The sequence below is a fragment of the Collimonas sp. genome (assembly GCF_039923675.1).
In the GTDB taxonomy this organism is placed as follows: Bacteria; Pseudomonadota; Gammaproteobacteria; order Burkholderiales; family Burkholderiaceae_D; genus Collimonas.
Genome location: NZ_JBDTCG010000078.1, coordinates 12,561 through 37,548 on the forward strand (window position 1 = coordinate 12,561; position 24,988 = coordinate 37,548).

The 24,988-nt window shown below is 57.0% G+C and carries 19 protein-coding genes and 1 pseudogene; 9 read left to right on the forward strand and 11 right to left on the reverse strand.

All coding sequences use genetic code 11. The features are described 5' to 3' along the window. The first annotated feature begins 111 nt into the window (after nt 1-111). Complete coding sequence (locus ABI171_RS16300; RefSeq protein WP_348093580.1) at nt 112-1,791, forward strand: acid phosphatase; 1,680 nt, start codon at nt 112-114, stop codon at nt 1,789-1,791. Between the two features lie 112 nt (nt 1,792-1,903). Here ABI171_RS16300 and ABI171_RS16305 read toward each other — a convergent pair. After that, nucleotides 1,904-2,653: pseudogene (locus ABI171_RS16305) on the reverse strand (YoaK family protein); the annotation flags it as partial. Nucleotides 2,654-2,806: 153 nt separating this feature from the next. After that, a complete protein-coding gene (locus ABI171_RS16310) occupies nt 2,807-3,388 on the reverse strand; it encodes an NUDIX hydrolase (RefSeq protein WP_348093581.1) in 582 nt (193 codons plus the stop codon). 482 nt (nt 3,389-3,870) lie between these two features. Between ABI171_RS16310 and ABI171_RS16315 the strand changes: the two genes are divergently transcribed. Together ABI171_RS16315 and ABI171_RS16320 are read left to right on the forward strand one after the other, a co-directional pair. After that, a complete protein-coding gene (locus tag ABI171_RS16315; protein ID WP_348093582.1) occupies nt 3,871-5,016 on the forward strand; it encodes a porin in 1,146 nt (381 codons plus the stop codon). A gap of 290 nt (nt 5,017-5,306) precedes the next feature. Continuing rightward, the gene (locus ABI171_RS16320; RefSeq protein WP_348093655.1) at nt 5,307-6,764 is read left to right on the forward strand and encodes a catalase; all 1,458 of its coding nucleotides are present in this window, start codon (nt 5,307-5,309) and stop codon (nt 6,762-6,764) included. A gap of 147 nt (nt 6,765-6,911) precedes the next feature. Here the strand turns inward: ABI171_RS16320 and ABI171_RS16325 are convergent, their stop codons facing one another. After that, nucleotides 6,912-9,551, reverse strand: coding sequence for a TonB-dependent receptor (locus tag ABI171_RS16325; RefSeq protein ID WP_348093583.1), 2,640 nt, complete (start codon nt 9,549-9,551; stop codon nt 6,912-6,914). 79 nt (nt 9,552-9,630) lie between these two features. After that, a complete protein-coding gene (locus ABI171_RS16330; protein WP_348093584.1) occupies nt 9,631-9,780 on the reverse strand; it encodes a hypothetical protein in 150 nt (49 codons plus the stop codon). Between the two features lie 426 nt (nt 9,781-10,206). Between ABI171_RS16330 and ABI171_RS16335 the strand changes: the two genes are divergently transcribed. The 3 genes from ABI171_RS16335 to ABI171_RS16345 all read left to right on the forward strand — a co-directional run bounded on the left by ABI171_RS16335 (nt 10,207) and on the right by ABI171_RS16345 (nt 12,854). Further along, nucleotides 10,207-11,748, forward strand: a complete 1,542-nt coding sequence (locus ABI171_RS16335; protein WP_348093585.1) for a CHAD domain-containing protein — start codon at nt 10,207-10,209, stop codon at nt 11,746-11,748. 120 nt (nt 11,749-11,868) lie between these two features. Continuing rightward, complete coding sequence (locus ABI171_RS16340) at nt 11,869-12,117, forward strand: hypothetical protein (protein ID WP_348093586.1); 249 nt, start codon at nt 11,869-11,871, stop codon at nt 12,115-12,117. Beyond that, on the forward strand, nt 12,114-12,854 hold the full coding sequence (locus tag ABI171_RS16345) for an rRNA pseudouridine synthase (RefSeq protein WP_348093587.1): 741 nt from the start codon (nt 12,114-12,116) through the stop codon (nt 12,852-12,854). Before ABI171_RS16340 ends, ABI171_RS16345 begins: the two co-directional genes overlap by 4 nt. A gap of 30 nt (nt 12,855-12,884) precedes the next feature. Here the strand turns inward: ABI171_RS16345 and ABI171_RS16350 are convergent, their stop codons facing one another. The 5 genes from ABI171_RS16350 to ABI171_RS16370 are packed head-to-tail and all read right to left on the reverse strand — an operon-like array spanning nt 12,885 to nt 17,833. After that, nucleotides 12,885-14,159, reverse strand: a complete 1,275-nt coding sequence (locus ABI171_RS16350; RefSeq protein WP_348093588.1) for a DUF445 family protein — start codon at nt 14,157-14,159, stop codon at nt 12,885-12,887. A 43-nt stretch (nt 14,160-14,202) separates the two neighbouring features. Then, the gene (locus ABI171_RS16355; RefSeq protein ID WP_348093589.1) at nt 14,203-14,838 is read right to left on the reverse strand and encodes a PqiC family protein; all 636 of its coding nucleotides are present in this window, start codon (nt 14,836-14,838) and stop codon (nt 14,203-14,205) included. After that, entirely contained in the window at nt 14,835-16,496 is a 1,662-nt protein-coding gene (locus ABI171_RS16360) for an MlaD family protein (RefSeq protein WP_348093590.1), read from the reverse strand. The genes ABI171_RS16355 and ABI171_RS16360 overlap by 4 nt, the downstream gene beginning before the upstream one ends. After that, nucleotides 16,489-17,220, reverse strand: coding sequence for a paraquat-inducible protein A (locus tag ABI171_RS16365; RefSeq protein WP_348093591.1), 732 nt, complete (start codon nt 17,218-17,220; stop codon nt 16,489-16,491). The genes ABI171_RS16360 and ABI171_RS16365 overlap by 8 nt, the downstream gene beginning before the upstream one ends. Further along, nucleotides 17,213-17,833, reverse strand: a complete 621-nt coding sequence (locus tag ABI171_RS16370) for a paraquat-inducible protein A (protein ID WP_348093592.1) — start codon at nt 17,831-17,833, stop codon at nt 17,213-17,215. Before ABI171_RS16370 ends, ABI171_RS16365 begins: the two co-directional genes overlap by 8 nt. Before the next feature lie 260 nt (nt 17,834-18,093). Here ABI171_RS16370 and ribA point away from each other — a divergent pair, with 260 nt between their 5' ends. Next, nucleotides 18,094-18,768, forward strand: a complete 675-nt coding sequence (gene ribA, locus ABI171_RS16375) for a GTP cyclohydrolase II (RefSeq protein WP_348093593.1) — start codon at nt 18,094-18,096, stop codon at nt 18,766-18,768. Between the two features lie 56 nt (nt 18,769-18,824). Here ribA and fusA read toward each other — a convergent pair whose 3' ends face one another. Then, complete coding sequence (gene fusA, locus ABI171_RS16380) at nt 18,825-20,945, reverse strand: elongation factor G (protein WP_348093594.1); 2,121 nt, start codon at nt 20,943-20,945, stop codon at nt 18,825-18,827. 214 nt (nt 20,946-21,159) lie between these two features. Between fusA and ABI171_RS16385 the strand changes: the two genes are divergently transcribed. Continuing rightward, nucleotides 21,160-22,968, forward strand: coding sequence for an aminopeptidase P family protein (locus ABI171_RS16385; protein WP_348093595.1), 1,809 nt, complete (start codon nt 21,160-21,162; stop codon nt 22,966-22,968). A 12-nt stretch (nt 22,969-22,980) separates the two neighbouring features. On the opposite strand, the gene ABI171_RS16390 is transcribed toward ABI171_RS16385, so the two are convergent. Then, a complete protein-coding gene (locus ABI171_RS16390) occupies nt 22,981-23,190 on the reverse strand; it encodes a SlyX family protein (RefSeq protein WP_348093596.1) in 210 nt (69 codons plus the stop codon). Nucleotides 23,191-23,638: 448 nt separating this feature from the next. Between ABI171_RS16390 and ABI171_RS16395 the strand changes: the two genes are divergently transcribed. Continuing rightward, nucleotides 23,639-24,985: an MFS family transporter gene (locus ABI171_RS16395; RefSeq protein WP_348093597.1), complete on the forward strand. Its 1,347-nt coding sequence runs from the start codon at nt 23,639-23,641 to the stop codon at nt 24,983-24,985. The last annotated feature ends 3 nt before the right edge of the window (nt 24,986-24,988 follow it).

Genomic DNA, 24,988 nt, shown 5'->3' on the forward strand with positions numbered 1-24,988 from the left:
AGGCTGGCAGCCGCCGCAAAGGGGTCTAGATTAATCGATCCTCATCGGGTATCCAGCGAACGACGGCGGCCCGGCCATCATTAAATCTGGTAAAGACTGTGAATCGCACTTATGAATGAAAACGAAAACCCCGAATCAACAACAGCAGAAGAAGAGGCAACAGGTTTCACCCGCCGCCGTTTTCTCGGCAGCGTGGTGGCGGCTGGCGCTACTTTGGCGCTGTCCGATTGCGCCAGCGATGGCAGTCGGCAGGTGGCGGAGGCCGCCCAGGACAAGCTGTTGGACCAGCGGTTGCAGGCGACGGTCAAGCATGTGGTGGTGATCTATGCCGAGAATCGCAGTTTCAATAACCTGTACGGTAATTTCCCCGGCGTGCAACGGCCTTTGGCGCAGGCGATGCAAGCGCACTACACACAGCTGGACCGCGATGGCAAGACGCCGCTGGCGCAATTGCCCAAGATCTGGGGCGGCATGGTGCCGCAGGCGCAACAGGTGGACGGCCAGCGTTATACGATCACCGAAGCGCAGATTTCCGGTTTGCCGAACGCGCCTTTCAAACTGAGCGACGCACAGGGCAAGCCTTTGCCACTGGGCGTGATCACGCGCGATTTGTGGCACAAGTTTTACCAGAACCAGATGCAGATCAACGGCGGTAAGAACGACCAGTTTGTCGCCTGGGCCGATTCCGGCGGCCTGACCATGGGTCATTATGGTGAAACCGCCAGCAAGCTGCGCCTGTGGAAATTGGCCGAGCAATATACCTTGTGCGACAATTTTTTCATGTCGGCCTTTGGCGGTTCCTACCTCAACCATATCTTCCTGATTTCCGGCCAGACGCCTTTCTATCCGGATGTGCATAACAGTCCGGCGCGGCATAATGTGTCGACCGTGGAAGGCGACGACCCGAAGGGCACGCGGTTGAAACTGGATGACAAGAATCCGGCATCGGCCATCGACGGTCCGCCAAAATTTGTGCGCGACCGCGCCATCACGCCGGATGGCTATGCGGTCAACACCATGGCGCCGCCGTATCAGCCGAGTTTCGTCAAGCCGGCCAAGGGCGGCGATGCCGCCTACGCCGACGCCGGCGATCCGATGGTGCTGCCGCCGCAGACCTATCCGACCATCGGCGACCGTTTGTCGGAAAAAGGCGTCAGCTGGCGCTGGTATTCCGGTGCCTGGCAAGCGGCGCTGGACGGGAAGGCCAACGACGATGCGGTGCCGAACTTCCAATATCACCACCAGCCTTTCAACTATTTCAAGAGCTTTGCGCCGGGAACGGAAGCGCGCGAGACGCATCTGAAAGACGCCGGATTGGGCGATGATCCTGCCACCAATAAATTCCTGGCGGATGTCGACGCCGGACTTTTGCCCAAGGTCAGCTTCTATAAGCCTCAGGGTAATCTCAACCTGCACGCCGGCTACGCCGATGTCGAATCCGGCGACCGCCATATCGCCAATGTGATCGCCCATTTGCAGCGCGGGCCGCAATGGCAGAACATGGTGGTGATCGTCACGCACGATGAAAATGGCGGCTGGTGGGACCACGTGGCGCCGCCCAAGGGTGATCGCTGGGGACCGGGCTCGCGGATTCCTGCGACCATCATTTCACCGTATGCAAAGAAGGGTTTCGTCGATCACACCGTGTACGACACTACCTCGATCATGCGTTTCATCACGCGCGTGTACGGTTTGCGCAAGCTGGACGCGCTGGTGGCGCGCGACGTGGCATTCCTGGAAAACCAGCAAGCGCCGTTGGGAGACTTGACCAACACGCTGAATTTGACCTAGGCGTTTTCGGGCTGGTCGGGGTAGCCGCAGCCATACCAGCTTGCATATTGAAATGCGCGTTGTAAAAATAAGAGATGGCGAGATTTTGACCAAGTTGACATGATTGTCAGGCCTTGCGCCGATATCTCAGGAAGTCATCGAAGATAGGGACAACGGCCAGGCACATCAGCGTGGCGGCAAGCGGTGCGGTGGCGATGAAGCCGACATGCTTGAAGCCCATTGCGCCGATCAGGCCACCGCTGAAAAACAAGCTCACCAGCGTTACCAGCAACCGCAGTTTGTCGCGGTCGGCGAGTACTTGCGGCCGGCTGTGGTCCGGCTTGAGCTTGTTCCAGTAGGCCAGTTTGCCAAGTTCGATACCGATATCGGTCACCATGCCGGTGACGTGGGTGGTGCGGATTTCAGCCTTGGAAATCTTGGTGATGATGGCATTCTGCAAGCCCATGATGTAGCACAGCAGGATGACCGTGATCGGCACGAACAGCCATTTGTGGCCCTCAAGATTGCCGCCCAACAGCCCGAACAATAAAAGCAAAGCCGCTTCCAGCATCAGCGGCAGCGCGTATTCCGCCTGCAGTTCCTGGCGCCGGCCCCAGTTGATCAGCAGCGCCGAAGTCATCGCCCCTGCCAGGAACGCCAGCAGGCAAGCCAGTCCAGCCAGCATCAACCCGAGCGATCCCAGCGCCAGATTGTCTGCCATCGATGACACGATGCCGGACATATGCGAGGTATATTGCCCAACCGCGAGGAAGCCGCCGGCGTTGATGGCTCCGGCAATAAATGACAGGAAAAAGGCTAGATGGCGATTCGCTTGCTGGCTGCGATCCTTGCCAGTCAGCTTTCTCAGATACGGAATAGGCATGTATTGCAATTCTTTGCGGGACGACAAGTTGATACTACGCCGTTGAGAGCGATGCGCGCAGATTAAACGCGGTTGACAGGAAATGAATCCGGAAGATCATCAACATCGAGGGCTTGCCTGACAGAAAGAGAGCCATTTCTTTTGGCATTCAGGTTAGTCTGCATGTGCAGACGCTGACCATTGGAGCCGGCCGAGCTCCATCAACGCATAGAAAATACAGGTCAGATGGACGTTGCCGATGAGTGTGCCGGATGCCACAAGGTGTTCGACCTCCGTCAGTGAGAGCAGGGCCAGTTCTATTTTTTCGTCGGGGTCGAGCGCGTTCGAGCCGGTATCCGCGCCGCCCAGCGCCAGAAAGCAATGAATCTGGTTGTTGTGGGTGCCGGGATTGGGGGAGACAGAAATCAGAGGAATGATCTGGTCGAAGATGTAGCCGGTTTCCTCTCGCAGCTCACGGCGGATGGCGGCTTCGGGATGCTGGTCATGCGGTTCCACCCATCCCGCCGGAATTTCCAGCGTCATGGCCGCGGCAGCGTGACGGTATTGGCGCACAAAAATCACCTGGCTATCGCGCGTAACGGCGAAAGCGTTGACCCAATCAGGATATTCCAGCACGCACGCGGCGGTGTGGATCTGCGTGCCTGGAACATGAAACTGATCTTTGCGCACCACCATTTCTTTCTCGCGCAACAGATATTCAGATTCCAGGACTTCTGCCTGCGAGCCTGCATTCATGGCGACTCCCCGCCGTCTTCTTCAGCTTGACTGACATCCGATATGCGCATAGGAACGACGGGCATGCGTCGTTGTATTTCGCTACATTGAGAATAACATTTCCCATGGGAAAATTAAGAAATGTTTTGTAACGATCAATGGGCCGGACGCGAAGGGCGGCTACAGCGATGCCGGGCAGTTGCGTAGTCGAGACAGGTACAACAATAGCCGGAAAGCCTACGGCAAATGTTTTTTTGAAAATATCATTATCTCACTATGAAGCACATTCGCAGCTGCAAAAAATACTGAGGTAAATTATTGGGATTTATCTTAACTATATGAAAAATATAGTAAAAAAATAATAGTGCATATTTTACAATTGCCATTTTATATATATTATGGATCATCCATCCCCGTTATCGCGCAATGGCAGGGCTGGAAAATTTACCAACAGGGATAGCGGTTAAAACGAAACCCTGATTTCAATCAATTGAGGATATGGCATGAAAAAATTAGTATTGATCGCGGGCGTTCTGGGCTGTATTGCCGGCAGCGCCCAGGCGCAAACCAATGCCACCATCTACGGTATCGTGGATCTGGGACTCAACTTCACCAATAATGCCGGTGGCAGCCGCGCTTACCAGATGGAAAGCGGTTATCCGTCTGGTAGCCGGCTTGGCGTCAAAGGCAAGGAAGATCTGGGCGGCGGCCTGAGCGCCGTCTTCCAGCTGGAAAACGGTTTTAACGCTGATACCGGCGGCATGGGCCAAGGCCAGCGCTTGTTCGGAAGGCAAGCGTTCGTCGGCTTGTCCAACAAACAGCTAGGGACGCTGACCATGGGGCGTCAGTACGACTCGGTTGTAGACTATCTCGGCCCGTTGACCGCCAATGGCAACTGGGGCGGCTACCTGTTCTCGCATCCGTTTGACAACGACAACACGGACAATTCGTTCCGTGTAAATAATGCCGTCAAATACACCAGCGCTGACTACAACGGCTTCAGCTTCGGCAGCCTGGCCGGCTTCGGCGAAACCGCTGGCGCGCAACGGACAAACCTGACTTACAGCCTTGGCGTCCAATACGTCAACGGTCCGTGGGCCGTCGCCGCCGCGTATATGAACAACCGCCTGCCAGGCGCGAACGCCATCGGTTCGATCGCGACCAACGACGCCAATTTCATCGCCGAACAACAGAGAACTGCGGGCGCGGGGATCAATTACATAATGGGCAACGCCACTTACGGCTTCGTGTATTCGAATACCAACTTCACCAACCCGCTGTCGTCGGTATATGTCGGCGAGATTACGCCAGCCTTAGGTAGTTTGAGCAAACTGGTGTTCAACAACTATGAGTTCAACGCTAAATATCAATTCACGCCCGCCTTTTCGCTGGCGGCGATGTACACCTTTACGCAAGGAAAATTCAATACATCGGAAGCCAATTTCAAGCCGAAGTGGCACATGCTCGGCCTGATGGCCGATTACGACCTGTCAAAGCGTACCGATATTTACGCCCAGGCGGTCTATCAGCAAGTTGCCGGCAGCCCCACCGGCTCGGTGCTTGACAGCGCCTATATTCCGGGGGCAAGCGATGTGTCGTCGGCAGCGCGGCAAGGCATGCTGCGTCTGGGTTTGCGTCACAAATTCTGAGTTTATAGCTGGCGCCTGTTTGCAATCTCCGCCGCCATATTGCGCCGGACTGCTGTCAGGCATCTCGCCGACCATGTTTACATTAGTTGCCGCAAGCCATAGTTTTAATTTATTAAATTAATTAATAATTGAAATTATATAGTTATCATCTATTTGTGTAAATTGCCTATACGCAACTCTGCGTATAAATAGGAGGAACAAGCATGAATTTCCCGAGAGCTTATTCAGTGACACAATTGGCTGCGATTGGATTGACCGCATTGCTCGGTAGCAGTACAAGCGCCCAAACCATGATGACCCGCGACAACGGCGCCGCGGTGGGCGACAACCAGAATTCCCAGACCGCGGGACCACGCGGTCCGGACTTGCTGCAAGATGTACATCTGATTGAAAAGCTGCAGCGCTTCGACCGTGAACGGATTCCTGAACGGGTAGTGCATGCACGCGGCACCGGCGCTTCCGGCGAGTTTGTCGCCTCGGCCAATCTGTCGGAGCTGACCCGCGCCAGCCTGTTTGCCGCGGCTGGCAAGAAAACGCCGGTATTCGTGCGCTTTTCTACCGTTATCCATCCCAAGGGATCGCCGGAAACCTTGCGTGACCCGCGTGGCTTTGCCACCAAATTCTATACCGATCAAGGCAACTGGGATCTGGTCGGCAATAACCTGCCGGTATTTTTCATTCGCGACGCTATCAAGTTTCCAGACATGGTGCATTCTCTGAAGCCGTCGCCGGTCACTAACGCGCAAGACCCGAACCGCTTCTTCGATTTCTTCAGCCATCAACCGGAAAGCACCAGCATGCTGACCCGGGTGTATTCCGATCTCGGCATTCCGGCGTCCTACCGCATGATGGACGGCAATGGCGTACATGCCTACAAGATGGTTAACGCCCAACACCAGGTGCGCTATGTGAAATTCCACTGGAAGAGCCTGCAGGGCGAGAAGAACCTGACCCGCGCCGAAGCCGCACACGTGCAGGGCGAGGACTTCAATAACCTGACCAACGACCTGTATGCGGCAATCAAGCGCGGCGATTTTCCCAAGTGGGATCTGTATGTGCAGATCCTGAAGCCGGAAGACCTCGATAAATTCAAGTTCGACCCGCTGGACGCCACCAAGGTCTGGCCGGGCATCGCCGAAACCAAAATCGGCACCATGACCCTGAACAAGGTACCGGAGAATTTTTTCGAAACTACGGAAATGGTGGCGTTTGCGCCTTCCCATCTAGTGCCTGGCATTGAAGCATCGGAAGACCGTTTGCTGCAAGGCCGGATGTTCTCCTATGCAGATACGCAACTGCATCGGTTGGGCCCCAACAACCAGCTGATCCCGGTCAATCAGCCGCTGGTCAAGGTGAACAATTACAACGCCGATGGCGCAGGCGATACCGGCAAGCGCAGCGGTGACGTCAACTACCAGCCTTCACGGGAGAACGGCAGCGCAGTCGACGACCCGGCTTATAAACCGGTGCAAATGCCGTTGTCCGGCAGCACGCAACAGGCCGCGATCGCAAAAACCGACAACTTCACCCAGGCCGGCGATTTTTACCGTTCGCTGTCCAAACAAGACAGGGAAAACCTGGTCGGCAACCTGGCTGCGGATCTGGGGCAGGTGAAGAATGCAGAAATCAAGCAGATCATGCTCAGCCATTTCTACAAGGCCGATGCTGATTATGGGACGCGCCTGGCGGCAGCGGTAAAAGGAAATTTGAGCGACGTGCAGCAACGTGCACAGAAATTGACCGACTAAATGGACGAAGGTTAGCCGGGCTCTTGACAGTAGCTGCAGGAGTTTCAGAGAAATAACCGGGCAAGCATATCTTGCGATATGCTTGCCCGGCGGCGTATCAAAAACGGTACCTAGGCAGAGGGCCTTAGGCGAGGCACATGCAAGCCATTATTGAAACTGATAGCGCATATTCACGTAGAAATAGCGTCCCACCAGATCATTGATGCTTTGCACGAAGTCGTCCTTATAAGCCGTGTTGGCATATACCGGGCCCTTGTCAAATACGTTGTTGACGCCGAAATTCAAGGTCATGCTTTTGTTGACCTTGGTGTTCAGGTTCAAGTCCCAGACAGTGAAAGAACCGATGCGCGCATTGGTGATGGCAGGATCCTGAGTGTGGGTCGGGTCGTCGATGTTCAGCGTGCTGGCCTGGGTCCGGGCCGTCAAGGCGAGTTCGGTGTTGGCATACTCATAAGCCGTGCGGAAGGAATTGCTCCAGCGCGGATGATAGATGGAATCAAGCCGGCTTTGCGGGGAGGTGCCTGGCGTGATGCTTTGTTTGTATGTCAGCGTATAGTCATTGACTTCACGGAATTTCAGCTTACCCCATCCTGCCAGCGGCAACTCATATGACAAGTCGATATCCAGCCCCTGAATGTCGGTTTTGCCGACATTGATATAGGGTGTGGTGATGCTGTTGATACGGCCCTTGTTCAGCCCCGGATATCTGGCTTCCAGCGCAGGATTGCGCGGGTCGCGCCCGACCAGAGCGGCGTAACCCGGAATGATATCTTCGTTGTCGACGATATACTGCGGATCCAGCGCCTGGATTGTGTTGCGCTGCTTGATCGCATACCAGTCGACCGATGCAGACAAGCCTTTCAGCGGCTGCAGTACGATGCCGAGTGAGTAGTTGTTGGCTTTTTCTGCCTTCAGGTCCGGATTGCCCGACACATACTGCCTCGGGCTGTAGCTGCAATTTGCCCCGGTATAACCGAGCGGACCACAGCGGGCCAAGTCGGCGATACCGTTGGCATAGCCGGCAGTGGTCGAGCTCATTTCGGGCAAAGTAGGCGCCTTGAACGAGGTGGTGGCTGAACCGCGCAGCAGAATTTCCTTGCTAGGACGCCAGGCCAGGGCGATTTTCGGATTAAATGAAGTGCCAAAATCGCTGTAGTGGTCGCCGCGCAAAGCCAGCTGCATTTCGACCTGCTTCATCAGCGGTACATTGAATTCGCCATAGAGCGAATAGATCGAACGGCTGGCGTTGCTGGCCGTGGCGCCGGCGTTGACGATGTTGCCGGCTACGTTGAGCGGATCCGGATGGTCGTCGATGGATTCGTGACTGGCTTGCGCACCCCAGGCAAAGCCGACCGGTGCGTCGTTGAAGGAAAACAATTCCGGTGCAGACATTTTCCAGTCCAGTGTTTCGAGGCGCGATACCGCCACACGCTCAGTTGTGGTCAGCATCGGGTTAATCACGCTGGCTGGATTCCAGTAGGCAAACGGATCGTAGCCGCCGTTGCCAAGCAAACCGCTTTGCAGGGATGCCGAGGAGACGTCCTTCAGTACCGAATTCGAGGCAACGTCCTTGAGGCGGTTCTGGTTGAGGCTGATGGCGCCTTCACTGTCCCATTTGCCAATCGTGCCGCGCCATCCGCCTACCAGGCGGATGGTATCGCTGGTGATTTTATTTACGGTGGCCGGCGCTTCGTAAATGCTGCGGAACAAGCGCAGCTGATCGCCGGGCGTAAATCCTTGCAAGGAACCATCCGCGCTAGGACCTGGCAGGTTGGCCAGGCCAGGGTTGGTCGAGCCGGCGGTCTTGCCGATGAAGGACGGGTCGAAGCTCGGCAAGCCATACTCTACGCTGGTTTCGCTATGGTTGAAACTGGCTTCGCCGAACAGTTCATCCTGGCCGCTGAGTCTCTTGGTAAAGATCGCGGAAATCCCGCCACGCAAAATTTTGGGGGAGAGTTGAGTGGTCTGGTTGGTGTAGCAACGCGTGTCCTGAGTGCCGCTGCTGACGCCGACTGTGCCGCGGCAGCCGGGTATGACGAAGCCTGGCTCCCCGGTTGTAAAGTCATTGACGCTGCCCAGATAGCGGTCCACGCTGCGTTTATCGCTGCCGCCAAAACGGCGGAAATCCTGATCAGCGGTGGCATCGTGCTTGTCGCTCAACAGGGGGTTGCGGCGGAAGACGTCAACCGTCAGCAGCAGGTTCTGGCCGTCCTTGTCCAGATCGCCCCAGCCAGCCGTAACGCTGGCGCTGGCGGTGCCGCCGTCGCCCTTCTGATTGGTGCCGAGATTGGCGGTACCTTCGACGCCCTGATAATTTCTCTTGGTCTTGAAGTTGACTACGCCGGCCACCGCGTCGGAGCCGTAGATTGCTGAAGCGCCATCACGCAGGATTTCGACGGATTCAATCGCCGCCAGCGGCAGGTTGTTCAAGTCAACAAAAGAATTTTCGGCGCCGTCGGCAAAACCGTAGTTCGCGAGGCGACGGCCGTTGAGCAGAATCAACGTGTATTTGGCATCCAGGCCTCGCAAGCCAACTGAAGCTGCGCCCTGGGCAAAGGATGTATTGCTGTTGCCGTCCAGGCCGACCGAAACGGAAGGTAGTTTGCTCAGCAATTCAAGAACGGTGCTGGCGCCGGATTTTTCAATTTCTTCGCGCTTGATCACTTCGACCGCAGTCGGGCCTTCTTTGTTGATGCGCGAGATATTCGAACCGGTGATGGTGATGCGTTCGAGACCGTCCGAGGGCGGCGCGGCTTGATCGGCGCCGAAGGCGATGGGGGCGTTCATGAACCCGATTGCGGCGACTGCTGATGCCAAAAACGTCTTCTTCATCTGTGAGTGCTCCATATTATTGATAAGGAAATGATCAATTTCGCTTCATGCCTTTTGTTACAGCCAACTCGGTAAATCGGCCGTAAAGCATGGTTTGCAAAGCTTCATCAGACTGGATTTCATGCGTCCATTTGATAAACAACGCCCGCCGCTTTTGTTGCCGTTTGGAGCGTCGCAATTTCATTTTGTATCAATCTTCAAGTCGATGTAACACGGAGGAAATATTTATGTTTTTTCTTCGTTTTCCGTTGTTTTATTTTCTTGTTAGCACTATTTTTGAAGAAAATATGATAAATAAATTTCTTTTTGATAATAATTGTTAAATAAAGTTTGCCGTTTTTTTAATGATTTATTGCGTAAATAAAGCGAATTTATTGATAAATGGATGCTGATAAATGAAATTAAAATTAAAAATAGTTTGTTGCTTTGCGGGCATGAATGTAAAATCAGGAATCGGGTAAGCGATTGCAAATTAATTGCTTTATCGCTACCGATAAATACTGGCGCAGCACCTATCCAGCCGTATATGCTGTAGGTATATGGTCAAGACCAAGGGCGTTTCGTCAGACGGACTTACTGTTAACCTCTGTTTTGTTTTACATTGGAAGATATGGAAATCGAATTAAAACTGTTGCTGGATCCGGTCGATGTAAATCGCTTCCGGCGCCACCTCTTGTTAAAGAAATATGCAATCGACAAGCCGCGTTCGCAGCAGCTGAACAGTATTTACTTCGATACGCCTGACCTGCATCTCAAGCAAAATCACACTGCCTTGCGGATACGCAAAGTGGGCCGGCGCCTGATCCAGACCTGCAAAAGCGGCGGTCAGGTAGCCGCGGGTTTGCATCAGCGGCCAGAATGGGAATCGGAGATTCGCGGCGGCACGCCCGATTTGCCGGCTTTGCTCGGACTGATCGAAGCCGGCTCGGCAGTCGCTGAATTATTATCGGCGCCGGCCCTGGCGGGGCGCTTGCAGCCGATCTTTACAACCCGGTTCCGGCGCACTATCTGGATGTTGCGCATGCCTTCCGGTGCGGAAATCGAGCTGGCGCTGGATCAGGGCGCAGTGCTGCACGGCGATCAATCCACTCTTATCAGCGAAGTTGAGCTGGAATTGAAATCGGGCGATTCAGCCAGCCTGTTCGATGTCGCCCTCGAACTGCAAATCAGTTTGCCGCTGCGCGCCGCCAATGTCAGCAAGGCCGAACGCGGTTATGCCATGCACGCGCCGCAAGCCCCGACGGTAGCCAAAGCGCAGCCAGTCAGCCTGTCGCCGGTGCTGACGGTCGAGCAGGGATTCCAGGTATTGATGCACAACTGCCTGGCGCAGATACAGGGCAACGAAGACGGCGTGATGCATGGCCGCGATCCGGAACATCTGCATCAGATGCGGGTTGGGCTGCGGCGCCTGCGCGCTACCTTGAGTATGTTTAAACAGTTTATCCAGCCGCCGCCGGAGATCGCCATGCAGTTGCGCTGGCTGGCCGGCATGCTGGGACCGGCGCGCGACTGGGAGGTGCTGGCGGTATCCACCCTGGGCGTGGCGATGAGACGATGCCAGGATGAATCCCAGCTGGATCATCTGCGGCAGCTTGCAATCGCTGAAGCAGACAAGCATCGTCATGCTGCCGCAAATGCCGTGAATTCCCATGCTTATGCACGGTTATTGCTATTGTTGGGCAGCTGGCTGGAGGGGCGGCGCTGGCGCCAGCAGCAAAGTGCCGAGCAGATTGCTGCGCTATCGGCGCCGCTGAAGAAATTCGCTCGCAGCAAGCTGGCCGGTTTGCAGAAAAAACTCTTGAAGCGTGGCAAGGGCGTCAAGCGCCATGACGCTGCCAAACGGCATCGGCTCAGGATCGCGGCCAAGAAGGTGCGCTATGCAGCGGAGTTCTTCGCCTCGTATTTTCCGCTTAAACGGATGCGCAGCTATGTCGAGGGTTTGAGCGATCTGCAGGATATATTGGGTGCGTCAAATGACCTCAGCGTGGCCGGCGGCCTGCTGCAGCAAATCGCCGGTCGGCGGCCTGAGCTGGAGTCGCATTGCGATTTGACGCTGGCATTGCTGGACAGCGGCGACCGGCAGCGCGCATCGAAAATCAAGCGTGCCTGGCATAAATTTATTGAACTGACGCCGCCAGTCAAGCCAGGTTGAGGCCGATAACTTGGTCTTCAGGACGGTTTGATGAGAAAATACGGCCGCCGGGCTCTTCCTGTAACAAAATGGATGAAGGTGAGCAAGGCAGGAAATACCAGGAAACACAGGAGTTAGATCATGACCTACGAAGAATTTCTCGATGAAGTGGCAACCATCCTCACTGAACTTTACGAGCTGGAGGATGCCGAAGCCATCAAGTTGGTTGTTGATGCACAAGAAGTCGATTTTTTCAGCCTGCACGACGACCGTCCGGAGATGTGTACGGTCGAGCAAGCGAAGAAAGATGCGATAACGCTATTCGAGCGCAAACAGAACAAACAGCAGACGCAAAAAAAGCAGCAGCAACGGGTACGGCAAAAAAAATGAACGTTGCTATGTCGATCCGTCTCGCAAAACAGCTCGCCGAACAGGTTTCCTGTTCCCGCCGCGAAGCCGAGCAATATATTGAAGGTGGCTGGGTCAAGGTCGATGGCGTGGTGGTGGAAGAGCCTGGGCTTCGCATCAACGCCCGGCAACAAATCGAACTGCTGCCCGAAGCCACGCTGGAACAGCAAGATCCGGTCACCATCCTGTTCCACAAGCCGGCCGGACTGAATCTGTTCGCCGAGACGCCGATGGCCGAGCTGGCGGAGCGTCTGATTGCGCCGGACAAGCGCGCTGCCGGCGACCGCGCCGAATTGCGCTTTCTCAAGCGCCACCTGAGCAACCTGAACCTGATTGAACCCCTGGAAGCGCTGGCTAGCGGCTTGCTGATTTTCAGCCAGGATTGGCGAGTAACGCGCAAGCTGGTCGATGACGCCGCCAAGATCGAACACGAATTCATTGTTGAAGTCGCTGGCGACATCATTCCTGACGGTTTGAAATTGCTGAATCACGGTCTCAGTTTCAACCGCAAGCCGCTGCCGCCGATCAAGGTCAGCTGGCAGAATGAAAAGCGCCTGCGTTTCGCTCTCAAGGCGCCGCCGCGTGGCTTGTTGGCGCATATGTGCGAACAGGTCGGATTGCAAGTGATGTCCATCAAACGCATACGCATCGGCCGTTTGCCGATGGCTAGCCTGGCGGTCGGCGAGTGGCGTTATCTGCTGGGTTACGAGCGGTTCTGATCGCTCATCGGCATGAAGAGCTGAGGGTTTTTAAAAATGCGGCATCCATTGCCGCAGTTGTGAAATCAGATACAACAGCAAGCCGATCAGGCCACCGACGATGGTGCCGTTGATGCGTATCCATTGCAGATCCTTGCCGATGTTCAGCTCGATCTGTTGCGCCATTTCCTTGCTGTCCCAATTCTTGACGGTATCGCTGATATGGCGAGTCAGGAAATCAGCGAAGTCCGGCGCCATGTTTTTTGCCGCGTCCTCAAGATGCGCATTGACCGAGCGGCGCAAGGCAGGATCGTCCGCCAGTGTCTTTCCAAGCCAAAGTCCGGCGGCGACAATGTTCCGGTGCAGCAGGGAATCGCTGCGTTCCAGGTTGTCTTTCAGCCACGCCCGCAGCGAGCCCCACAGGTCTTTCAGATAGTTGTTCAGGATTGGATCATTGAGCAGGTAGGCTTTGATCTGCTCACCTTTTTCGATGAATTCCGGATCGTCTTTGAGCTGCCCGATAAAACGTTTGGTAAAGTCATCGAACCTGCCGCGCAAGGCGTGGTTTTTATTGGCGCTGATCTCGGCAAGCAGGTGGCTGACGGCATTGACTGCGATATCCGCGCCTTGCCGGCCTATCCATTCGGACGGCAGGACCTTTTCCTTCAGCGGATGATCCTGTTTCAGCCAGATCACGATTTCGCTGGCGATCAGGTCTTGCGTATCCTGGTTCGCCAGCAAATCCGCGCATTGCAACAGTGCTTCATCCAGCAAAGCCTGATGGCGGCCATCCTTGGTCAAATGTCCGAGGATCACGCCTGCCGATTGCGACAAATCCACCTTTGCCAGCGCCACGTGAAGCGCACGTGTCATGAAGCGTTGCACCGGCGCGTCCTCGATGAAATCCAGCATGCGCGCGGCTACCGTCAGCAAGTGGCGGCCGAGGTTTTCGGTATTGCCCGGTGCGATCAGCCAGGTCGAAAGCAGGTTGGCAGGATCGTGTTTGCGGATCAGGCCGGCGATGGAGTCGATGTCAAAGAACTTGTCCTTGACGAAGATCGCCAGATTGTCCGCGATCTTGTCTTTATTCCTGGGGATGATGGCGGTATGGCGCGACAGCAGCGGAATCGGCACCCGCCGGAACAGGGCATGCACCGCAAACCAGTCGGCCAGCGCGCCCACCATCGCCGCTTCGGAGACCGCCTTGACCAGGTCGGGCCAGAAGCCGCCCGGAATGAACAAGGTAGCGATAAACACAGCGCTGGCGACTGCCAAAAATAACAGGGCGATATTCTTGGATTTTTTCAGTTCACGCTGTTTGTTCATCGTGGCGACTGGTTGGCCTCATGCGGGCTGCCGTTTTGCATGCTCAGCTTGGGCAAGCAGGCGTGGCGCCACTTTTGAACGTAGTGACATTGGCGGCGATAGCGTTGACCGCATCCGCCACCGTCCGTTGTACGCCCTGCACCAGAGCATCAATGCCGGCAGCGACCGGCTGCGATACGCTCAACTGGCAGGCGCTGGTCTTGGCATTGTCCGAGCGGGTGATGCTCCAGCCATAGGTCGCCTGTACTTTGTCGCCCGGCGCCGCATCGAATTCGCGCAACTCGATGGCGATCCGGTAGACCGGCTGGTCGGTCGGCCTGCCGCTGCGGCTGACATCGATCGCGCCGAGGCGGTTGGCGATGCCGCTAGCCAGCGCATCGCGCAATTCGTTGTTGAATGGTGAGGACCAGCGCTCCTGCTCCAGGATATCGACCCGAGCGCCGGAACTGCTGCCCGCGCTTCTCACCACCAGTTGCGGCCGCGCCAGCCGCTCGGGCAGGGCGATTGGTGAAATTTCGATAAATAACCGGGAATTTTGCGTCTGCGTCTGCGCTTGCGGCGGCGTCGAGAGCGTATAGAAGCGCGTCGGGCTGGAGGCGCAGCCGGCCAGCGCCAGCGCTGCTGCCAGGGTGAGAATGGCGCTGCACAGGCGGTTTGATGTGGTCTTGGTCGTTATCATTTGTTGCTTTCCTCTTGCTTGCCGCGAATCAGGGATTCCGGATGACGTTCCAGGTAATCGGTCAAGATCCGCACCGAGGCTGCCGAGCGTGTCAGCTCTTGCAAGGTCTGGCGGATGTCTTGCTGCAGCGGCGAATTGTCGGACAGGGTGCGGTCGGCGTTGTCCAGCGTCTTGCGCACATCTTTCATCGCCGCCATGATTTCCGGCGCAACATCGTTGTTCAGGCTCTTGGTCAGCTGTTCGGCGTTGAGCAGCGTGCGGTTCATGGTGCCGATGGTCTTTTGCAGGTCGGCGGCGATCTGGTCGAACGGCACCTTGCTCAGTTTCCTGGCAATCTCGGCGATCTGCGACTGGATTTCATCGAGACTGTTCGGAATCGTAGGCAGCACGATCACTGACGTCGAGGTATCGAATTTCACCGGCGGCGCTTTCGGGAAAAAGTCGAGCGCGATATACAGCTGGCCGGTCAGCAGGTTACCTGTACGTAGCTGTGCCCGCAGGCCGCGGCTGACCATGTATTCCAGCCTCTGCTTGGCGGTATAGGTGGATCGCCGCTCATCTTCGGCATATTTGCGGCCCAATCGTTCCGGATAGATCTGTACCGCTACCGGCATCTGGAATTCGCGCTGCTTGGTGTCATACTGGATGCCTATCGATTTGACTTCTCCCAGCACCACGCCACGGAAGTCAATTGTGGTGCCCGGCGTCAGGCCGCGCAGCGACTGGTTGAAATACATGACCACGGTTTCCGACGGTCCATCCGGTTCTTTCAAGGCGGTTTCTTCATCTTCAGCGAGGTTGAAGGTGGTGTTTTCCTTGGCTTTCATGCCCAGTTCGTCATCCGGCGACTGGAACGCGATGCCGCCCAGTACCACGGTCGCCAGCGATTGCGTGCGCAGCTTGAAGCCGCTGGCGTTGATTTGCATGTCGAAGCCGCTGGCATGCCAGAAGCGGGTATTGACGCCGATGAATTTGTCGTAAGGCGAATTGATGAAAATGCGCAGGGTCACGCCTTTACCGTCTTCATCGAGGTCGTAAGCCGCCAGTTGGCCGACTTTGATGTGGCGGAAATAGATCGGCGAACCGATATCCAGCGAGCCGATATCGGTCGTGTGCAGCATGTATTGCTTGCCCGAGGCGTCCTGCGTGACGATAGGCTGGACTTCCAACCCGGTAAATTCGTCCTTGGTATCCTTGGCGGTGCCGGCGTCGGCGCCGATGTAGGCGCCCGACAGCAGGGTTCCCAGCCCGGAAACGCCGGAAGCCGCTACGCGTGGCCGCACTACCCAGAAGCGGGTGTCGGCGGCTGTGAAGCTGTCGGCTTCTTTCGACAGCTGGACGTTGGCCAGCACGTGCGAGCGGTCTTTGCTGAGCTTGATGGTTTGCACCAGGCCGATGTCGACATCCTTGTACTTGACCTTGGTCTTGCCGGCTTCCAGCCCTTCGGCAGTGCGGAAAGTGATGGTGATCGAGGGGCCGCGCTCGACCAGGATCTTGACCACCAGCGTCAGGCCGACCACGGCGGCGACAATCGGGATCAGCCAGATCAGCGACGGCAGCCAGTCGCGTTTGCGGCTCAGCTTGGGTTCGGGTAAAGGCGGCAGGGCCGGAGGCTGGCTGCCTGGCGGGGCGCCAGGCAAAGTATTCTCGTCACTCATCTTGTGCTTTCATTCTGTTACTTTGATTTGCTGTCAATTCCGTATCGCTGCTATCCCAGGTGAGGCGTGGATCGAAGCTGAGCGCGGCCAGCATCGTCAGCACCACCACCGAGGCAAACGCCACCACGCCGAAACCGGCCGTGATCTTGGCGAATCCTTCAATCTGCACCAGCCCAGCCAGCAGCGACACCACGAACACGTCCAGCATCGACCAGCGGCCGATGATTTCAACCAGGCGATACAGCTTGGCGCGTTGCAGGCGGCGCCAGCGGCTTTGCCTTTGCGCCGTCAGCGTCAGCAGGATCAGCGAGGCCAGCTTGAACAGCGGCACCAGGAAACTGGCGATAAAGATGATCGCCGCCAGCTCCCAGGAGCCGGACACCCAGAAATAGATGACGCCGCTCATGATGGTGTCCTGCTGCGTGCCCAACAGGGTTTTGGTGACCATCACCGGCAGCAGGTTGGCCGGGATGTACATGATGCAAGCGGCGATCAGCAAGGCCCAGCTGCGCATGATGCTATGCGGCTTGCGCATGTGCAGCGGCGTGCCGCAGCGCTGGCAGTCTTCATGTTCGCGGACTTCCTGCCACACTGTTGCGCAATGATGGCAAGACATCATGTCGTGGCTGGCCGCGGTATGCACCGGCAGATCGGCGTCGCCGGCGACAATGATCGGGCCGTTGTCGTTGTTGTCGCTAGCGCTGAGGCTGCCGGCCTTATTCATGGTGATCCTTGCCGGCGAACGCCATCTGCCAGAAATGGCGCGGATTGAAGGAAACCACAGCAGTCAACAGTACGGTCAGCACCCCGAACGCCCATAACGCCACACCGGGAATCACCGTCGCCATGTTCGATAATTTCACCACCGCCACCAGCACCCCTAGCAGAAACACCTCTACCATGCCCCATGGTCGCAGGTTTTGCATGGCGCGCACCAGCCATCTGAAGCCGGGCGGGCGCTGCTGTTTGCGTAGCGATAGCAGTAAATACAGTAAAAACAACAATTGCAGCAACGGAAACAGAATGGTGGTCGCGAGCACCAGCATGGCTACCAGCGACATGCCCTCGGTGGTCAGCGACAGCACCGCGCCGAACAGGGTGGTCTGGCTGCGCAAGCCTTGCAGCTCGATTTCGACAATTGGAAAGCTGTTGGCAATCAGGAACATGATCAGGCTGGCGACGGTCAGCGGCAGGATACGGTCGCGCTGGCGGCCTTCGTCGCGCTCCAGTTCGGTGCCGCAACGCGGGCAGTGGGCGATTTCTCCACGGCGCAAGGTCGGCTTGCGATACAGCGCATCGCATCCTTCGCAGGCAATCAGGTCAGGGACTTCAAGCATTGATGGTCTTAAATTTGAGTAGATGAGATTCTAACAATAAATTCCCCGAGTAGATGAGAGAGTGTTGAAATCGCCGGATTAAGCCCTACTTATGTTCTCTACTTATATGGCCGGGAGTTGTCCTCGGGATACGCTGTCATACGTAGTTTTTCGAATGATCGTAAAATGAACCCTGTGTCGGACAATGTTAGAACAAATATCATTTTTCAGGCATATCATTTATGCAATGACATGCCTTTTATTCACCTCGAACCTATCTGATGAGCACCACTAATAATAAAGGCAATCTACCTGCCGCCTCAATCAATCACAACCTGGAGTATGTGACGTCGTGCGCGCTGCCGACGCCATGGGCAACATTCCAGCTGCATGCGTTTATCGAACATAGCACCGGTAAAGAACATCTGGCCCTGACACTGGGCGAAGTCAACGACGGCGCGCCGGTACTTGCGCGCGTCCATTCCGAGTGCCTGACCGGCGATGCGCTGTTCAGCCAGCGCTGCGATTGCGGCGCGCAGCTCGAAGGCGCCTTGCAAAAAATCGCCGCCGAAGGGCGCGGAACCATCTTGTATCTGCGCCAGGAAGGGCGCGGCATCGGTTTGATCAACAAGATTCGCGCCTACCATATACAAGATGGCGGCGCCGATACCGTGGAAGCCAACCAGCAACTGGGTTTTGCGGCAGATTTACGCGACTACAGCATCTGCGAAACCATGCTGGAACATCTGGACATTACGGCACTGCGGCTGATGACCAACAATCCGCGCAAGGTCGCGGCGCTGCAAAAAATCGGCATCAACGTGATCGAGCGGATTCCGCTGATACTCAACCGTAATCCCTTCAATACCCGCTACCTGGACACCAAGGCAGCCAAGCTCGGGCACTTGCTGCCGATTGACGGCATGGAACACGATCTCGACGAAAACGAATTGTGATTGCATCGCAGGCCGGATGGTGTTGCACTCTTCCGGCCCACGGTTCTTTATCGGCGTTAATGCTTTGACGTCCCCACATGCTTGGCATTGATCACCGCATCGGTTATGTTGGCGGGCGCTTCCGCGTAGTGCTTGAACTCCATCGTATAGGTGGCGCGGCCCTGGGTTAGCGAACGCAGAGTGGTGGAGTAGCCGAACATTTCGGCTAGCGGCACTTCGGCGCGGACGATCTTGCCGACGCCGCCTGGAATGTCATCCATGCTCTGGATCATGCCGCGCCGCGACGACAAATCGCCAATCACGTCGCCCATTTTTTCTTCCGGCGTTTCCACCTCGACCGCCATCATCGGTTCCAGCAAGGCCGGGCTGGCTTTGCGGCAGCCATCCTTGAAGGCCATCGAGGCCGCCATGCGATAGGCGTTTTCGTTGGAATCGACATCGTGCGAGGAGCCGAAGAACAGCGTGACCTTGACATCGACCACCGGATAGCCCGCCAGGACGCCGGTAGCCAGCGTTTCACGTACGCCTTTTTCAACCGCCGGGATATATTCGCGCGGCACGGTGCCGCCCTTGATGGCGTCGACGAATTCAAAGCCCTTGCCGGGCGTTTGCGGTTCGATTTTCAACACGACGTGGCCATACTGCCCGCGGCCGCCGGATTGCTTGATGAATTTGCCTTCGCTCGATTCGCATATCTTGCGGATGGTTTCGCGGAAGGCCACTTGCGGCTTGCCAACCGAGGCTTCGACGCTGAATTCGCGCCGCATGCGTTCCACCAGCACTTCCAGGTGCAATTCACCCATGCCGGAAATGATGGTCTGGCCGGATTCTTCATCGGTCTTGACGCGGAACGACGGGTCTTCCTCGGCCAACCGGCTCAGCGCAACCCCCATTTTTTCCTGGTCGGCCTTGGTCTTCGGCTCGACTGCCTGCGAAATCACAGTATCCGGAAAAATCATTTTTTCCAGCATGATGATACTGCCCGGATCGCACAAGGTATCGCCGGTGCTGGCTTCCTTGAGGCCGACCGCGGCGGCGATGTCGCCGGCGTACACTTCGCTTATTTCGGTGCGGTGATTGGCGTGCATCTGCAGCACGCGGCCGATTCTTTCCTTCTTGCCCTTGTTCGGATTGAATACCGTATCGCCGGAGATCAGCACGCCGGAATAGACCCGGAAGTAGCTCAGGTGGCCGATAAACGGATCGGTCATGATCTTGAAGGTGAGGGCGGAGAATTTCTCGTCGTCGCTGGCGCTCCGTTCAACCACCAGATCGTCCTGGTCGTGGCCTTTGACTGGCGGGATGTCGGTAGGTGCAGGCAGGAAATCGATGACGGCGTCCAGCAAGGCTTGCACGCCACGGTTCTTGAAGGCGCTGCCGCACAGCATCGGCACGATTTCGCCCGCGATCGTGCGCTGCCGCAGGGCGGCCTTGATTTCATCCTCGCTGAGGTCGTCGCCATCCAGGTATTTCTTCATCATGGCGTCGCTGGCGTCGGCCGCCGCTTCCAGCATGCGGCCGCGCCACTCCTTGGCGCTCTCTTGCAGCGCCGCCGGAATCTCGATGTACTCGAACTTGACGCCCTGGCTGGCGTCGTCCCACATGATGGCCTTCATCTTGATCAGGTCGACCACGCCGTGGAAATTCTCCTCGGCGCCGACCGGAATCTGCACCAGCACCGGATTGCCCTTGAGGCGGTCCTGGATTTGCTGGTGCACCCGGAAAAAATCGGCGCCGACGCGGTCCATCTTGTTGACAAAAGCCAGCCGCGGCACGCCATACTTGTTGGCCTGGCGCCAGACGGTTTCGGATTGCGGCTGGACGCCGCCAACGGCGTCGTACACCATGCAGGCGCCATCCAGCACCCGCATCGAGCGTTCCACTTCAATCGTGAAATCGACGTGGCCAGGGGTGTCGATGATGTTGATGCGGTGGATCGGGTAGTTGCCGGCCATGCCTTGCCAGAAGCAGGTGGTGGCCGCCGAGGTGATCGTGATGCCGCGTTCCTGTTCCTGCTCCATCCAGTCCATGGTGGCGGTGCCGTCGTGCACTTCGCCGATCTTGTGGCTGACGCCGGAATAAAACAGGATGCGCTCGGTCGTGGTGGTCTTGCCGGCGTCGATATGGGCGCTGATGCCGATGTTGCGGTAGCGCTCGATGGGTGTTTTGCGCGTCATGACGATTTCCTCTGAGAGAAATTATGATGATCAGTTTTTTGCAACTGCATTGAGGTGTGAGCTTACTCGTTTTTCAGGTTCCCGGTTGGGGGAGATGGCAGCCCTCGCCGCAACCCCCGTTTCCCTGCGCGCAGTGGTATGCTAGCTACCTTCACGGTAAGCAAACACCAACCATCCGATTTGTTCCGAATAGCCTATCTGCCCACTGCCAACGATGAATTCCCGAACTTTCTCCCAGACTACCGCCGCGCCACGCATCCAGTTGCTGCGCGACGCCATGAAACGCCATAATGTCGACGCCTGCCTGATTCCTTCGGCCGATCCGCACTTGTCCGAGTACCTGCCGGGACGATGGAAAGGCAGGGAGTGGCTGTCGGGATTCACCGGTTCGATGGCGACTTTGATCATTACCGCCGATTTTGCCGGCCTGTGGGCCGATAGCCGCTATTGGTCGCAAGCCGAAGCCGAACTGGCCGGCACGGAAATCATGCTGATGAAAATCCCGACCGGCGGCAGCTTGCTGCATCTCGACTGGCTGGCCGCCAACCTGGCTGCCGGCCAGACGCTGGCAGTCGATGCCGCAGTGCTTGGGCTGGCCACCGCACGCGCGCTGGAACAGGCGCTGGCCAAGGGCGGCAGCACATTGCGCAGCGATCTGGACTTGCTGGAAGAGGTCTGGAGCGAGCGTCCGGGCCTGCCGATGGCGGAAGTGTATCAACACCAGGCATCGCATGCGCCGCTGTCGCGCGCCGCCAAGCTGGAACAATTGCGGCTATCCATGCAACAGCATGGCGCGCAATGGCACTTCATTTCTACCCTGGACGATATCGCCTATCTGTTCAATCTGCGTGGCGCCGACGTCAACTACAATCCGGTCTTCCTGGCCCACGCTCTGGTCGGCCCGCAACAGACCACGCTGTTTCTCGCCGACGGCAAAGTGCCGGCGGCCCTGCGCGACATTCTCAGCGAGGACGGCATCGTCCTGGCGCCTTATGCGCAAGCGACCGCGGCCTTGGCCGCCTTGCCGGCCGGCGCCACGCTGCTGATCGATCCGCGCCGCATCACCCTGGGCTTGCGGCAGGCGGTGCCGGCCACGCTCAAGGTGGTGGAAGCATTCAATCCGACCACTTTCGCCAAATCGCGCAAAACCCCGGAAGAGATTGCCCATGTGCGCCTCACCATGGAACAGGACGGCGCGGCGCTGTGCGAATTCTTTACCTGGCTGGAGCAGGCGCTGGGCCGCGAAACCGTCACCGAACTGATGATCGACACCCACATCACGGCCGCGCGTGCCCGGCGTCCGGGTTTCGTCAGTCCGAGCTTCGGCACCATCGCCGGGTTCAATCCCAACGGCGCCATGCCGCACTACAAGGCTACCGAAGAATCGCATGCCACCATCAGCGGCGACGGCTTGCTGCTGATCGATTCCGGCGGCCAGTATGTGGGCGGCACTACAGACATTACGCGCATGGTGCCGATCGGCCAGCCCTCGGCCGCCCAAAAGCGCGATTGTTCGCTGGTGCTGAAAGGTGTGATTGCCTTGTCTGCCGCGCAATTCCCGCGTTCGATCAAATCGCCGCTGCTGGACGCTATCGCACGTGCGCCGATCTGGGCTGCCGGCGTCGATTACGGTCATGGCACCGGCCACGGCGTAGGTTATTTCCTGAATGTCCACGAAGGCCCGCAAAGCATTTCCGCTGCGGCGCCGGAAGCGCATACCGCGATGGAAATCGGCATGATCACTTCGATCGAACCGGGTATCTATCGCCCGGGCCGCTGGGGCGTGCGGATCGAAAACCTGGTGCTGAACCAGGCCGCCGAGACGACCGAGTTCGGCGAGTACCTGCGTTTCGAAACGCTGACGCTGTGCCCGATCGATACCCGTTGCCTCGATATCAGCCTGTTACGCAGCGATGAAATCAGCTGGCTCAACGCCTATCACGCCGAAGTGCGTGAACGGCTGTCGCCGCATCTGCGCGGCGATGCCCTGCAGTGGCTGGAAACCCGTACCCAGGCGCTGTAAAAGCCGGCGCTATCAGTAATGCGGCGGCCGCTCGTGGGCGGCCTGGCTTGTATTGCTGTTGTCGGCGGCATCCTTGATGCGCTGCGCCAGCGCCGCGCATAGCGCTTCCAGCTGGTCAATCTTCAATTGCTGGCGATAGACCAGTTTGTTCAGCTCGTCCAGCAAGTCATCCTGGCGGGTCAGCTTGATTTCGATATCGACCATGCGTTCTTCTTGATTCATCTTGCCTCCTTGATTTTTGCAGCGCAGATGGTAGCGCAATAGCGCCCGCTGTATCTGAATATTCATCCTGTGCCGGCGATCCGGCCGGGCGAAAAACCGCAAGCGGTTAGTCGGAAATTCGGGATTTCCGCACAAAAACCAGCCTCCGATAAAAGTTTCGTGTAAGAAATTCGTCAGTAAATCAATTACTTGGCCTATTTACCCGGGGCTGGCACGAAGTCTGCGATGTCTTTTATAAAAATATAATCAACAGGAGACAAACATGCCTAACAAGACAGCTTTTCTGCGTCGCGCCGTAAGCGCGGCCCTGCGCCGACTCTACCCGTAAATTCCCCCTTTGCTAGTTGTGCCTTCCGGATGGCATGATGTCACTTGCGCACCAGTTCATGCTGCACAAGTACGGCCGTTGCCAGGATTGCACAAAAAACATGAAAACCAGGAGACCACCATGACCATACTTCATCCGTCCGAGCAGGCCGCCGATACCAAAAAACGCATTTTTGCCATCGTCGGCGCTTCTTCCGGCAATCTGGTGGAATGGTTCGATTTCTACATCTACTCGTTTTGCGCGATCTATTTTGCGCCGGTATTTTTCCCTAGCGATAATCCGACTACGCAACTGGTCAATACTGCCGCGATTTTTGCAGTTGGCTTCCTGATGCGGCCGATTGGCGGCTGGCTGTTCGGACGGATTGCCGATAAACACGGCCGCCGCACCGCCATGATGATCTCGGTGCTGATGATGTGCGGCGGCTCGCTGATGATCGCCTGCCTGCCGACCTATGCCAGCATCGGCATGGCGGCGCCGGCGTTGCTGCTGCTGGCGCGCTTGTTCCAAGGCTTGTCGGTTGGCGGCGAATACGGCACCAGCGCCACTTACATGAGTGAAGTCGCGCTGGAAGGACGGCGCGGCTTTTTTGCCTCGTTCCAGTACGTGACCTTGATCGGCGGGCAGTTATTGGCGGTGCTGGTGCTGGTGATCTTGCAGCAATTGCTGACGTCTGAACAGCTGCACGCCTGGGGCTGGCGCATTCCCTTTGTGTTGGGCGCGATGTCAGCCCTGATTGCACTGTATCTGCGTAAATCACTGAGCGAAACCTCAACCGCGGAAACCCGCAAGAACAAGGATGCGGGCACCTTGGCCGGCTTGATGAAACATAAAAAGGCGTTCATGACGGTGGTTGGCTTTACTGCCGGCGGCTCGCTGATTTTCTATACTTTCACCACCTACATGCAGAAATACCTGGTGAACACCGCCGGCATGAACGCCAAGACCGCCAGCACCGTCATGACGATGGCGCTGCTGGTGTACATGCTGATGCAGCCCCTGTTTGGCGCGCTCTCCGACAAGATCGGCCGCCGCACCTCGATGCTGTGGTTCGGTGCATTGGCCGCGGTGGCGACGGTGCCGATCCTGCATGCGCTGAAAGACGTGACCAATCCGTATGCGGCGTTTGGCCTGGTGATCCTGGCATTGTCGATCATCAGCTTCTATACCTCGATCAGTGGTTTGATCAAGGCAGAAATGTTCCCGCCGGAAGTCCGGGCATTGGGAGTGGGCTTGTCTTATGCGGTCGGCAATTCGATTTTCGGCGGCTCTGCCGAGTATGTTGCGCTCAAGCTGAAGGAGTTCGGCATCGAATCCAGCTTCTACTGGTATGTCTCGGTCATGTGCGCGCTGGCTTTCATCGTCGCCTACAAGATGCGCGACCCGAGCAAAGAGGGCTATCTCAAGGACGTTCCGCTCGACATGCGCAAGTACGCACCCGATGGCGCTGCGTCAGCGTCACGTTAAACA

Excerpts from the sequence above, each read along its gene's own strand:
- ABI171_RS16350 (WP_348093588.1), bottom strand. The coding sequence starts at position 14,159 with ATGAACAAACAGCGTGAACTGAAAAAATCCAAGAATATCGCCCTGTTA.
- ABI171_RS16390 (WP_348093596.1), bottom strand. The coding sequence starts at position 23,190 with ATGAATCAAGAAGAACGCATGGTCGATATCGAAATCAAGCTGACCCGC.
- ABI171_RS16385 (WP_348093595.1), top strand. The coding sequence starts at position 21,160 with ATGAATTCCCGAACTTTCTCCCAGACTACCGCCGCGCCACGCATCCAG.
- ABI171_RS16360 (WP_348093590.1), bottom strand. The coding sequence starts at position 16,496 with ATGAGTGACGAGAATACTTTGCCTGGCGCCCCGCCAGGCAGCCAGCCT.
- ABI171_RS16330 (WP_348093584.1), bottom strand. The coding sequence starts at position 9,780 with ATGAAATTGCGACGCTCCAAACGGCAACAAAAGCGGCGGGCGTTGTTT.
- ABI171_RS16315 (WP_348093582.1), top strand. The coding sequence starts at position 3,871 with ATGAAAAAATTAGTATTGATCGCGGGCGTTCTGGGCTGTATTGCCGGC.
- ABI171_RS16355 (WP_348093589.1), bottom strand. The coding sequence starts at position 14,838 with ATGATAACGACCAAGACCACATCAAACCGCCTGTGCAGCGCCATTCTC.
- ABI171_RS16340 (WP_348093586.1), top strand. The coding sequence starts at position 11,869 with ATGACCTACGAAGAATTTCTCGATGAAGTGGCAACCATCCTCACTGAA.
- ABI171_RS16335 (WP_348093585.1), top strand. The coding sequence starts at position 10,207 with ATGGAAATCGAATTAAAACTGTTGCTGGATCCGGTCGATGTAAATCGC.
- ABI171_RS16300 (WP_348093580.1), top strand. The coding sequence starts at position 112 with ATGAATGAAAACGAAAACCCCGAATCAACAACAGCAGAAGAAGAGGCA.
- ABI171_RS16310 (WP_348093581.1), bottom strand. The coding sequence starts at position 3,388 with ATGAATGCAGGCTCGCAGGCAGAAGTCCTGGAATCTGAATATCTGTTG.
- ABI171_RS16320 (WP_348093655.1), top strand. The coding sequence starts at position 5,307 with ATGATGACCCGCGACAACGGCGCCGCGGTGGGCGACAACCAGAATTCC.
- ABI171_RS16325 (WP_348093583.1), bottom strand. The coding sequence starts at position 9,551 with ATGAACGCCCCCATCGCCTTCGGCGCCGATCAAGCCGCGCCGCCCTCG.
- fusA (WP_348093594.1), bottom strand. The coding sequence starts at position 20,945 with ATGACGCGCAAAACACCCATCGAGCGCTACCGCAACATCGGCATCAGC.
- ABI171_RS16370 (WP_348093592.1), bottom strand. The coding sequence starts at position 17,833 with ATGCTTGAAGTCCCTGACCTGATTGCCTGCGAAGGATGCGATGCGCTG.
- ABI171_RS16395 (WP_348093597.1), top strand. The coding sequence starts at position 23,639 with ATGACCATACTTCATCCGTCCGAGCAGGCCGCCGATACCAAAAAACGC.
- ABI171_RS16345 (WP_348093587.1), top strand. The coding sequence starts at position 12,114 with ATGAACGTTGCTATGTCGATCCGTCTCGCAAAACAGCTCGCCGAACAG.
- ribA (WP_348093593.1), top strand. The coding sequence starts at position 18,094 with ATGAGCACCACTAATAATAAAGGCAATCTACCTGCCGCCTCAATCAAT.
- ABI171_RS16365 (WP_348093591.1), bottom strand. The coding sequence starts at position 17,220 with ATGAATAAGGCCGGCAGCCTCAGCGCTAGCGACAACAACGACAACGGC.